Here is a 12,352-nt window from a genome sequence, read left to right on the forward strand (position 1 = left end):
AATTAGTAAACTAAAAAAGCCAGCTGCTAGCTGGCTTTTTTAGTTTAGCACCTGCCTAACCTAACTTAATAATTCCCCAACGTGCTTGCGGATATTATGGCAAATCTGGTCGATGGGTAAATCGTTGGCATCGGTTCCGAAAGGATTCTCAATTTCTTCGGCAATCAACTCGAGGCTGGCAAAGGCATATAAAATTAAAACTACTACCGGTATGATAAAATACCCCATGCTAAACACCCACCCAAACGGCAAAGTTATTACATATAAAAAGATAAATTTTTTAATGAATACACTATAAGTAAAGGGAATAGGGGTATTTTTAATGCGTTCAGAAGCGCCGCATAAATCTGTTAAGGCACTTAAATCTGCATTTAAAGCCAAAAACTCTTCTAACGACAGTTTATTATTTTTTTGTAAAGCGCTAACCCTGGTAAAAAGCGAAGCAGCAATCTGGTTAGGTAAATGTTTGTTACTTTTAATATCCAGTACCGGGTCCAGTTCATGGAAGTCTTCATTTTCCCGGAGCAATTGTTTTAAAGCAAACACATAATTCGGAATCATTAACCGGAAAAATTGGCGGTCGCTGTCCTCCTGCAAAAAAGCCTGGAGCTTAATAGCTAAATTGCGGCAGGTATTGGTAAGACCGCCCCAAACTTTCCGGCCCTCCCACCACCTGTCGTAAGCGGTATTAGTTCGGAACACCAATAAGAGAGAAATTACAAAGCCCAATACGCTATGCATCATCCCAATATTACTAAAGAACTTGGTATTACTCGGATGCAGATAATTTAATTCCAGGTAAGCAATAAGTCCGGCGTAAACACCTACTCCTATCATTAAGGGCAAGAGTCTGCGGAACGTATCAGCTTTTGAAAACCGAAAAATAAATGTAAACCACTCCTTCGGATTATAATTAATCATAGTAATAAATAAAAAAGCGCAAAAAAGCTTCTGCAGTTCTCTACCGTAAATTAAATGCAGTAATCTAAACTTTATAAAACAGCCACTTGGAGAGCTCCTTATAAGTTATCTTTTTCCCGTACATCAGAATACCCACCCGGTAAATGCGGGCAGCAATCCAGGTGGTACAGATAAAGCCCAGCACCAGCAAAGCCATCGATAAAAGAAGTTCTGATACTGGTACCCCAAAAGGTATGCGCAACATCATGGCAATAGGTGAGGTGAAAGGGATAATAGACATCCAGAAAGCCACCGCTCCGTCGGGGTGACGGGTAATAACAGTTTGGGCCACAATAAAAGATAAAATAAGCGGTATGGTTATAGGCAGCATAAACTGCTGGGTATCGGTTTCATTATCTACGGCTGCTCCCACGGCCCCAAACAAAGCGCCATACAGCAAATAGCCACCTAAAAAGTAAAATACAAAGCATCCTAAAATTAAAGGCAGATTCAGATTCTCGGCTGCTTCTAATACCTCGGCAGTAGTATTGGTTTTAAATGCACCCGGATTAGGAGCTGCTCCAAATTGATTTTGCTGCGCTGCTTGTTGAGCTGCTTGTTGAGTTAATAATTCATCTTTAAGCTGAGCCGTTACGGCAGAAGTAACAACAGTAGATAAAATTATCCAGAGTACAAACTGTGTAAGCCCAACCGCGGCAATACCCAATATTTTACCCATCATTAACTGAAAAGGCTTTACCGACGATATCATAACTTCTACAATGCGGTTAGTCTTTTCTTCGATTACGCCCCGCATAATCTGGACACCATAAATAAAAATGAACAAATAAATAAGAAAGGCTGCAATATAACCGGCGCCAGTAGTTACAAATGCATTATTATCTTTTTCACCGTCCAGGCTTAGGTTGGTGGTGTGTATGTTCACTTCGGTTTTTATCTGATCCAGCACCTGTTGGTTAATGCCAGATTGTTTAAATTTAATGGCTTCAATTTCTTTGCGCAGGCTGCTTTCAATGGCAAACTTGTCATCAATGCTAACGTTGGTTTTAGCATATAGCCGAATACCTGCCGGCTCATCCAAATCTACTTTGGGGATATATAAAAGGGCCGTGTGGTCACCGGTTAAAAAATTAATTTTCTGATCTTCTAATGGTCCCGGCACCGGCACAAATTTACGGGTTTCGGAATTTTGTAATTTCCCCACAAACAAACCACTTTCGTCCAGTACTTCAATGGTGTTGTCTTTGGTATCCGAAACAGTAGATAAATAAACCGGAATAACCATAATGGCTGCCAAAAACAAGGGGGCCAGCAAGGTCATAACAATAAAGCTCTTTTTCCGGACTCTAACTAAGTATTCCCGCTGAAGAATTAACCAGATTTTATGCATAACTTTTCTGAATGCCTAAATATAGGCAAAAGAAAGCATATGGCTTCTAAAGCGGGTGACACAACAGAAAAGGAGCATCGACCAGGCAAGCCCAATATTGCCGCTGACAACTGTTACCTGACGAGGTATTTCTGGATGAATTCTTCCAGAAAAGCAACCTGTTTAGGTATATTTTCAACTCTTTCCTTCGCATCGGATAAAAACCGACTTATTTCGGTGTACTGGTATTGCGCCAGTCTTTGCCTATAAACACGTAGTCTTCTGGCCTTCCCGTATCTACCTAATAACCAATAAGTAATGACTGTATTTCCCCTTCTTCTTTGATTAATATTCTTAAAATTTAATCAAACAACCAGAAAATAGCTGGTTATTTATGAAACAAGTTTTTACACTCCGGAATAAAAGATAAACAGACCTTAATAACTTTAACTTAAAATAACTTCCCCTTAAATTTTACATACTAATAAATTTTGCTCCAGAGTTACCGGACCGTTTTACTGATTTTTGTAAGTTATTGAAGAGTTTTCATTTCATCACTGCTTTTTTGGGTAAAGGTGAGGCCTTATTTTTGTAGATAATAAACTATGTAAAAGGCAAAATTGAAAGCAAGTTTCAGGTGTTACTGTAAGCTTAGTCGTTTAAATAATTTAAATAATTAAATATTTTCTTTGACTATTACGTATAATCAAACCTGAGTCTGGTTCAGGCATTCAAATAAATATTATTTATGACAAATGTAATTTTAGTAGAAGACCATAGCATCATTCGGCAAGGCATAAAAATGCTACTAAAATCAGAAACCGAGATTCTGGTAATAGCAGAAGCAGGGAATGGCGAAGAATTAAAAGATGTATTGGCTCATATTCAACCCCCGGATGTAATTATCATGGATATCTCTATGCCTGTTATGAATGGTATTGAAGCCTGTAGGTACGTTCGTCAGCATTACCCTGAAACCAGGATTCTGGCTCTTACCATGCATGAAAAAGAAACAGACATAAAGGAAATATTAAGCGCAGGGGCCACCGGTTATATTAGTAAAGCTGCTGATAGCAAGCAGTTGGCCCAGGCTATAAAATTGGTTGCTGCCGGAAATTCTTATATCTGTCCGGAAATTTCGCAAAAACTACCGGATACTAAAGCAGGTAATATTCAGGAGAATAATAACTAATCGAATATTTTTCCGGCAGAAAAATTATCGGAACGCGAAAAAGAAGTCCTGAAATTAATTGCAGAAGGTTTAACCAATCAGGAAATTGCTGATAAGCTATTCAATAGCAAAAGAACCATAGAAACGCACCGGCAAAATATTCTTACCAAAACCAAATGCAAAAACACGCCGGCACTTATTAAATATGCCTTATTTCATAATCTGATTTCCTAAGATTTCATTTGTCTGAACCGCTCGCTTTCACCAGATGATTTTCTTCGGGTTATGGCTACAACGGGAATATTGAGCTTTTTTGTTTTATGGTTGGAATTTAACTTCTGCTTTTTCCACTAATTTAATATCATTCTCTACTTCAACTTGCAAAGCCGGTATATCTATTGTCTGGTACAGCCGGGCAGCATAAAAAGGTTGGTACTGGCTGCTTATCTGGTTAGCATAAAGTTTCCAGTTTTGGGCGGCTTCCTTCAAGTCAGCGATGGCAGCTTCCCAATATTTTTGTTTTTCCGCCTTAGCAGGTACTTTATCGGCTAAGTGTTTATTGGTGGCGCCGAGTATTTTATTAGCATAATGCAGGCCCAGAAACGACATAGCTTTGATATCACCAATTGTTTGGCGTAGTTCTTTATCATTTGGGCTTGGAAGGCTTTCAGTTATTTTTAAAGCTTGAGATGCTAACTCTTGTAACTGTCGGGCTACCTGCACCGGCGTAGTACCGGCAATTGGTTTATTATTTAGAATACCTTCTGCATAAGCCGGAATACTAATCAACCCTTCATTCAACATTGGTTCATCGGCTATAAAGCTATTCAAGTCGTTTATAGTGGCGTATTGGGCAAAAGGATAAACTGCTTCCGGGTACCACTGGAAATCCATGGTGCGGGTACCTTTAGCGCCACCATTATGGAAGCGGCTAACTTTGGGAATAATTTGTGATGCCTTTGCCCAGGCGGAGTGCAGCTTTTTAGCATCAACTTCTGGAAAACGCTGCCTTAAAACCTGGACAAAGTGTTCATCCGGTATAGTTGGGTCATAGGCCAGCTTACCTACTAACTGAAAAAAATACCATCGCTTCTTTAAAACTAACTGGTTGGGTGCATCCGGATCTTTGCTGATGTATTCCCGACCCCAGGTAGTGCCATCCGGCCCCATGTAAAAGCCCCGCAAATTTTTTCCGGCATTGGGCATATTCTGCATATACGCCCGAATAAAAGACGGATCGCTCCCGCCCCGCAGCATGTAATAATCGTCGTCGCGTACTGTCAGGAAAAACCGGGAATTGCCAATGTGCTCTACAAATTTGTCTTTATGAATGTAATCAGGCCTTACCGAAGAATGCATGTGAGCCTGCGAATATTTATAACTAAAATTTAATTCGCATCTGGGATTCAAACCAGCAAACACCGCTTTTATGGCATCTACATTGGCAAAATGGCCGCGGTGAATTAAGGTAAAAGTTCGTTTGGGATCAGTGGCTAACGCATCGTTTATGCCTAAGCCGTACGTTTCGTAAAGAAAAGCTTCGTCTTTGGCGGCATCCCGGCTCATGTTTTCGCCGGCTGTAAGCCCAATGCCTTTTAATAAAGGATACGTTTTAATAAGTGCCGTAGTAGCTTTCCGGATGTAATCTTTAGTTTTGGAATCAGTAATCTTATCGGTAAAACCATAGCCGGAATTCTCGGTACCGTAAACAAACAAGTTCCAGGTAAATAAATAAGTATCAATGCCCCTGTCCTGCGCATATTGCATTACTTCCTGCCAAAACTTAATTTTATCTGCCTGTTTTATGGCTTTTAAAGTAACCAGGTTATTCAGCACTTCCGGCGAAAGCATATTTTTACCTAATCCATCTGGCCTGGGCCTCACCGTAGATATCATTACATCATCTAAACTGGCATTGGGGTATTCCGGAACCGAAACTAAAGTAGGAAAGGGAGATTCGCTCCAAAGGGAAAGTACATTTAACCGGTCCCGGGCCATTTCATCCAAAAACTCGTGCCAGAAGTTAATATCCCACATGTTAGCCATATTTTTCTGACCTGCATCGCCATTATCCGTGTAACTGGGGGTACGGGCATCCAGGGGAATATTAAATTTAATACCCCGGTTTTCCAGGTATGGCTTTTTCTCCAGGTTAGTTAAAGCAGCTAGCCCCTGTAATTGAATGGTTTCGGCTACATCCAATCCGCCGTACATCGTTCCTCTTTTATCTGCTCCAATTATATACCAGGTATTAGAATTATCTTTCTGGCGAATAGCATATCCTTGAGCTGAAGCTGCCGGCAGGTTAAAACCCTTGGCTTCTGGCTTTATTTTTTCTGTTAAAATTATCTTTAACTGGGCATTGCTTTTTTGGAGATTGCTGACGTTTGCAAATTGGACCTGATAACCCGCTTTTTCCAGACTTTGCTTCATTTGAGCGGCAGTAAAAGCATAGGTTTTGTTACCTTGATCAAATAAAATAACAACAGATTTATTAGCGGCCAGAGCCCAGACCGGAGCGGCCAACAAGTTTATATATAATAAACAAATTACGAGCAGACGTAATTTCGACCGTTTTGATTTCATTAGTGGTGGTGGTTAATTTATTAAAGGTAACGAAACAGCCTTGAAAGAGGGGAATTAACCTGAATTATTTTAACTTACTTAGATTGAAAGTAAGGCGAAATTTATTCGCTAAGCGGAACCTGATACATCACTTAAAACCATGAATAAAAAAGTATATTTCAACCACGATGCCGGTATTGACGATTTAGTATCTTTATTTCTGCTCCTTTTAATGGATAATATTGAACTGATTGGGGTGGGCGTTATTCCGGCTGATGGCTATCTGGAACCCGGCACCAATGCCAGCCGCAAAATTATCGATCGGTTTGGCCAGTACCCGGTAGAAGTGGCCAAGTCTAATTCCCGGGGGATTAATCCTTTTCCGAAAGAGTGGCGTATGCATTCCTTTTTTGTGGATGCTTTGCCCATTTTAAACGAGTCTGGAAAAATGGAAGCTCCGGTTAGCTCCTTACCCGCCCACCAACACCTCATTCAGAAAGTAAGCGCACAAGAAGAGAAAACTACTTTGATTTTTACTGGCCCTTTAACCGACTTAGCCCGGGCTTTGGATGAAGCACCCGATATTGAAGAAAAAATTGAACGACTTTTATGGATGGGAGGCACTTTCCTGCCCGATGGCAACGTGCATGAACCAGAACATGACGGCACTGCTGAATGGAATGTTTTCTGGGACCCGGAAGTCGCTGCCCGGGTTTGGGCCAGCAAAATACCCATAGATTTAGTTGCCTTAGAAAGCACCAACCAAGTACCACTAACCATTGAAATCAGAAACCGATGGGCCTCATTACGCCGCCATATTGGGGTAGATTTCCTGGGTAACTGCTATGCGGCTTGTTTGCCGTTGGTGCATTTTGCGACCAACAGCACGTATTACTTATGGGATGTGTTAACCACAGCTTTTGTCGGAAAGCCAGACTTGGTAAAAACTAAAGCAGTAAAATGCATCGTGCATACCCAAGCACCCAGCATGGGCCGAACTGCTCTAACGGATGCGGGCCGACCGGTAAATTTAGTGTATAACGTAGATTCGCAGGCATTTTTTGATTACATAACTGAGCTTGCCCAAAAAGCTAATTAAGCTTTCTTCTACCTTTTCTATTTTAATAAACATTAATACTTATTTTACTATGAGGTAAAAAACCTTTCTTTTTTAATATATAAAAAGATAGATTTTCACCCTGCCCCACTAAAATATAGTGGTACAGCCAAGGGTACTAAATCTTTACTCAGGAAGGTGTAGACATTATCAAAATGGAGCGACCTAACCTTGCTTTCAACTTTCTCAAGCAACAATTAAAATAATTTCGTACCTTTTATATTATCTAATTACTTTAAGTTACATCCAAATCCACCATTGAAACAATTAATTTAAACACAGGTTTATATCACATGTTTTTTTTGGCTTTTAAAAAAGATTATACAATAATTTAAATATTGGGCATTAATTTTAAAGGCACCCAACTATATTTTTACATTTTTAAGTAATATATCGTTTACTTTTAACAAGGTATTGCTAATTTCAACTAAAATACTTTCTAAGAGTGGTCAATTTTATTCTCAATACTAAAATAGTAGCAACTGATAAACCAGAAACATTTTTGCTTCTGGACTTTATCCGGTATCAGAAAAACCTAACCGGAACCAAAATTGGTTGCCGGGAGGGAGACTGTGGTGCTTGTACAGTGTTAGTTGGCGAATTAAAAAATAATGAACTTCAATATCGGTCCTTTACCTCCTGCCTGACTCCTATTGGCAATGTAGCCGGCAAGCACGTAGTTACGGTTGAAGGGCTGAATATGGATGATTTAAATCCGATTCAGCAGGCCATGATAGAGGAATCAGCTACTCAATGTGGTTTCTGCACACCAGGTTTTGTGGTATCACTGGCCGGGTTCTGCCTAAGCACCAAAGAGCCTACCGAGCAAAATGCCATTGCTGCCATTGATGGCAATATTTGCCGTTGTACCGGTTATAAATCTATTGCGCGTGCAGCTGCCAAGATAAGCCAGCTTTTACAAAACCGGGGCGCCGAAGAACCCGCTACTTTTTTAGCTAAGCATAAGATATTGCCGGAATATTTTACCTCGATAAAGGAACGATTACAGGAACTGGCCCTGGGTAAGAAATCAACTATAACCATAAACCCCGAAACCTATCCGTTTTTAGGTGGCGGCACCGACCTGTATGTTCAAAAGCACGATCAGATGCAAAAAACGGAAGCCAGGCTTTTATATAATCTGCCTGAACTAAACCAGCTTTACCTAGAAGATAACAAATGTATAATCGGGGGTGCCGTAACGGTTACTGATTTAAAAGATTCCAGCATTATTCAGGAGCACTTCCCTAGTTTTCTAAATTATTTCCGTTTAGTATCGTCTACCCCAATTCGGAACATGGCCACCATTGCCGGAAATATTATCAATGCCTCCCCTATTGGGGATTTTACGGTAATGCTAATCGCTTTGAGAGCTAAAATAATATTAACAGATGGCATAAACTCCCGGCAAATCCGGCTGCGCGATTTATACAAAGGCTATAAACAATTAGATAAAAAGCCGGAAGAATACATAGAGAAAATCTGGTTTGAGCTGCCGGATCGGAACTGGAAATTTAATTTTGAAAAGGTAAGCAAGCGCACCCATTTAGATATTGCCAGTGTAAACTCGGCAATGGGCATTTCTTTACAAGCCGACATAATTCAGCGCATCCGGATTTCAGCGGGTGGTGTAAGCCCAATTCCAATGTACCTGGAAAAAACATCAACCTATTTAACCGGCCGATTGGTAACCGACCAGATATTAACAGAAGCGCTGGAAATAGCACAATCTGAAATTTCACCTATCAGCGATGCCCGCGGTTCCGAAACCTACAAAAGGCTGCTGTTAAACCAACTAATCAAAACCCATTTCCTGATTCTGGCACCCCAGTTTGAGCTGGAATTAACAGACACATAATCTTCTTTAAGGCGCTTAATACAAATTAGGTATTTAAGGAAAATAATGTATTAGATTTCCGTTTATGAAGAATATAGATTCCAGAACGCATACGAGAGGAGAGTCAGTTTACCTGGATGATATTCCTTTGCTGCAAGGCACCTTATTTGGAGCGGCCTTTCCATCCCCAATAGCCCATGGCCACATTACCAAACTGGATATTTCGGAGGCCGAACAAATGCCCGGCGTGGTTAAAATATTTACTTACCAGGACATTCCCGGCGAAAACCAAATTGGCGGCATTATACAAGATGAACCTTTATTAGCCGAACAGGAGGTAGATTTTTGCGGCATGCCCATTGCCTTTGTGGTAGCCGAATCAAACGAAGAAGCCCGGGCAGCGGTAAAAAAAATTAAAGTTGAAATAGATCCATTACCCGTAATTACCGATCCCCGGATTGCACAGGCGCAGGGCGCATTAATTGTACCACCGCGCACCTTTATTTTAGGCGATGTAGATAATATCTGGCAGGCTTGTACCCATATATTTGAAGGCACCGCCGACACCAACGGGCAGGAACATCTATACATTGAAACCCAGGGCGCTTATGCTATCCCCCAGGAAAATAATGGTCTGAAACTACACTCTTCAACGCAAAGTCCGCGCGCTACCCAACAGGCTGCTTGCCGCATTATTGGCGTACCTATGCATTTTATTGAAGTAGATGTTACCCGTTTAGGCGGTGGCTTTGGCGGCAAAGAAGACCAAGCCAATGCCTGGGGTGCCATGTGCGCACTGGCTGCTTACAGCCTAAAGAAACCCGTAAAATATTCGCTGCACCGCATGGACGACATGGCCATGACCGGCAAGCGACACCCTTATTCTTCTGACTTTAAAATTGGATTGGATGAAAATTTAAAGATAATTGCTTACGAGGTTACTTTTTACCAGAACGCCGGGGCCGCAGCCGATTTATCGCCGGCTATTCTGGAGCGCACGTTATTTCACTGCACCAACACCTATTTTATTCCCAATGTCCGGGCCAGAGCTTATAGTTGCCGCACGCACTTGCCACCTAACACAGCCTTCCGGGGGTTTGGTGGCCCCCAGGCTATGTTCGTAATGGAAGCGGCTATTACCAAAGCCGCTGATAGTCTAGGCCTAGATGCAAGTATCATTCAAAAAGTTAATCTGAACAAAACCGGTGATGAGTTCCCGTATGGCCAACTAGCAGTAAGCGAAGCGCATGCCTGCTGGAACAAAGCCGAAGAATTATATAATCTGGAAGCCATCCGGGAAAAGGCCACAGCTTTCAACACCAGTAATAAATTCCTGAAAAAAGGCGTATCGGTAATGCCAATTTGCTTTGGCATATCTTTTACCAATACTTCTATGAACCAGGCCCGGGCCCTGGTACATGTGTATACCGATGGTAGCGTAAACGTAAGTACCGGCGCTATTGAAATGGGTCAGGGAGTAAATACCAAAATGTTGCAGGTAGCGGCTCAGGTATTTTCTATTGCCCAGGAAAAAATCCGGTTGTTAACTACCAATACCACCCGCATTGCAAACACCTCCCCTTCTGCCGCCAGCGCCACCGCCGATTTAAACGGGAAAGCTGTTTACCTGGCCTGCACGGCCATTGCGGAGCGCCTGCTAAATTTTGTGGCCGAAGAATTACATACTGAAGCAAGCAACGTAGCGTTGAAAAATGAATACGTGTACCTGGATGGCGAAAGAACCGAATGGGATTGGAAACGACTAATTTTGGCGGCTTTCTTAAGACGCATCAATTTATCAGAACACGCCCATTATGCTACGCCGGAAATCTATTTTGATAAATTAAAAGAAAAAGGCCATCCGTTTGCTTACCACGTGTACGGCACTGCCATTACGGAAGTAACCGTAGACTGCCTGCGTGGTATTTACGAAGTAGATGCGGTCAAATTGGTCCACGATTTTGGTACCAGTATGAACCCAGCCATAGACAAAGGCCAGATAGAAGGCGGCCTGGTACAAGGCATTGGCTGGATGACGATGGAAGAAATTGTTTTTGATAAGGCTGGCCGTTTACGCTCTAATGCTTTATCAACTTATAAAATACCGGATATTTACTCGGCACCCAAAGAAATTACCATTGAGTTTCTGCAAACGCAAACTGATAACTTAGCTATTTTTCGGTCTAAAGCCGTAGGTGAACCGCCTTTAATGTATGGCATCGGAACGTATTTTGCTTTGCGTAACGCCATTAAAGCCTTTAATCCGGCAACCCAGATTCCGTTTGATGCCCCCATGACACCCGAGAAAGTTTTACTGGCGCTTTATTCCGAAGAAGTAGCTAAACTAAAAGAGAAGCATGAACAGGCAGTTAGAAATATGGCGATTAGTTAGCAAGAGCCTGGCCAAGGATGTACCGGTAATGCTGCTGTATGTTCTGGAAAGCACAGGTAGCAGTCCGGGCCGGCAAGGTTTCTGTATGGCCGTAAATGCGCTGGGCCAAATGCAAGGTTCCATTGGCGGCGGCATTATGGAACATAAGTTCGTAGAAATGGCCAAAGACAAACTAAAGTATGCGAAAGATGAAATTTTAGTAAGAAAACAAGTTCATAACAAAACAGCTCCAAAAGACCAGAGCGGCATGATTTGCTCCGGCGAACAAACCATTTTGTTGTACCAGGTAAAACCACAGGACTTAAATACCATTCATCACATAATAAATTGCTTGGAACTGGAAGAGAACGGCCTCTTTCGGTTATCACCTATTGGTTTAAGCTTTTCCCAAAAGGAGCTTCCGGCAAAAGATTTTACCTACAATTTTACATCTGAAACAGAATGGCTTTACGAAGAAAAACTCGGGTACAAAAACCGCCTCTACCTTATTGGGAGCGGACATTGTGCTATGGCCTTTACCAAACTTATGAGCAGTATGGATTTTTACATTCACCTGTTTGATGACCGACCGGAATTGAATACTTTCCAGAAAAATACGTTTGCCCAGAAGAAAATTATAGTAAAAAGCTACGAAGATTTAGCAGATTTAATCTCTTCCGGCGAAAACCATTATGTGGTTATTATGACCTTTGGGTACCGCACCGACGATTTAGCATTCCGGGCTTTAATTCATAAACAATTCAAATATTTGGGTCTGTTGGGTAGCCAGAACAAGATCAGAAAAATGTTTGCTGATTATCAGGAGGAAGGAATTCCGGCTGAAAAATTAAGCCAAGTTTATGCCCCAATAGGCTTACCTATTAACAGCCAAACGCCGGAAGAAATTGCCATCAGCATTGCTGCCCAAATAATTCAGGTAAAAAACCAGCACTTAAAAGAACAACCGATTAACTTAACCGCCAACCATTTTTGAAAGTTTA

At 41.5% G+C, this 12,352-nt stretch carries 10 protein-coding genes; 7 read left to right on the forward strand and 3 right to left on the reverse strand.

The genetic code is table 11. The annotated features are described in order from the left end of the window. Positions 1 to 60 precede the first annotated feature (60 nt). Positions 61 to 921 carry a bestrophin family protein gene (locus ADHAQ_RS0110405; RefSeq protein ID WP_026462881.1) on the reverse strand — a complete coding sequence of 287 codons (861 nt, stop codon included), beginning with the start codon at positions 919 to 921 and terminating at the stop codon, positions 61 to 63. Between the two features lie 64 nt (positions 922 to 985). Then, a complete protein-coding gene (locus ADHAQ_RS0110410) occupies positions 986 to 2,311 on the reverse strand; it encodes an ABC transporter permease (RefSeq protein ID WP_026462882.1) in 1,326 nt (441 codons plus the stop codon). 39 nt (positions 2,312 to 2,350) lie between these two features. Here ADHAQ_RS0110410 and ADHAQ_RS28080 point away from each other — a divergent pair, with 39 nt between their 5' ends. From ADHAQ_RS28080 to ADHAQ_RS29025, 3 genes are all read left to right on the forward strand, one after another. Beyond that, positions 2,351 to 2,560, forward strand: coding sequence for a hypothetical protein (locus ADHAQ_RS28080; protein WP_169727994.1), 210 nt, complete (start codon positions 2,351 to 2,353; stop codon positions 2,558 to 2,560). 478 nt (positions 2,561 to 3,038) lie between these two features. Further along, a complete protein-coding gene (locus tag ADHAQ_RS25245) occupies positions 3,039 to 3,482 on the forward strand; it encodes a response regulator (RefSeq protein ID WP_051359840.1) in 444 nt (147 codons plus the stop codon). Between the two features lie 6 nt (positions 3,483 to 3,488). Next, entirely contained in the window at positions 3,489 to 3,695 is a 207-nt protein-coding gene (locus tag ADHAQ_RS29025; RefSeq protein ID WP_084524005.1) for a response regulator transcription factor, read from the forward strand. An 84-nt stretch (positions 3,696 to 3,779) separates the two neighbouring features. On the opposite strand, the gene ADHAQ_RS25250 is transcribed toward ADHAQ_RS29025, so the two are convergent. Continuing rightward, positions 3,780 to 6,047, reverse strand: a complete 2,268-nt coding sequence (locus ADHAQ_RS25250) for a hypothetical protein (RefSeq protein ID WP_051359841.1) — start codon at positions 6,045 to 6,047, stop codon at positions 3,780 to 3,782. 139 nt (positions 6,048 to 6,186) lie between these two features. Between ADHAQ_RS25250 and ADHAQ_RS0110425 the strand changes: the two genes are divergently transcribed. The 4 genes from ADHAQ_RS0110425 (at position 6,187) to ADHAQ_RS25255 (ending at position 12,345) form a co-directional block, all read left to right on the forward strand. After that, the gene (locus ADHAQ_RS0110425; protein WP_026462883.1) at positions 6,187 to 7,125 is read left to right on the forward strand and encodes a nucleoside hydrolase; all 939 of its coding nucleotides are present in this window, start codon (positions 6,187 to 6,189) and stop codon (positions 7,123 to 7,125) included. Positions 7,126 to 7,588: 463 nt separating this feature from the next. Further along, the gene (locus ADHAQ_RS0110430; protein ID WP_026462884.1) at positions 7,589 to 9,001 is read left to right on the forward strand and encodes an FAD binding domain-containing protein; all 1,413 of its coding nucleotides are present in this window, start codon (positions 7,589 to 7,591) and stop codon (positions 8,999 to 9,001) included. 64 nt (positions 9,002 to 9,065) lie between these two features. Then, entirely contained in the window at positions 9,066 to 11,372 is a 2,307-nt protein-coding gene (locus ADHAQ_RS0110435; protein WP_026462885.1) for a xanthine dehydrogenase molybdopterin binding subunit, read from the forward strand. Beyond that, on the forward strand, positions 11,338 to 12,345 hold the full coding sequence (locus tag ADHAQ_RS25255) for an XdhC family protein (protein WP_051359842.1): 1,008 nt from the start codon (positions 11,338 to 11,340) through the stop codon (positions 12,343 to 12,345). Before ADHAQ_RS0110435 ends, ADHAQ_RS25255 begins: the two co-directional genes overlap by 35 nt. Positions 12,346 to 12,352: the final 7 nt, after the last annotated feature.

Source organism: Adhaeribacter aquaticus DSM 16391 (assembly GCF_000473365.1).
Taxonomy (GTDB): Bacteria; Bacteroidota; Bacteroidia; order Cytophagales; family Hymenobacteraceae; genus Adhaeribacter; species Adhaeribacter aquaticus.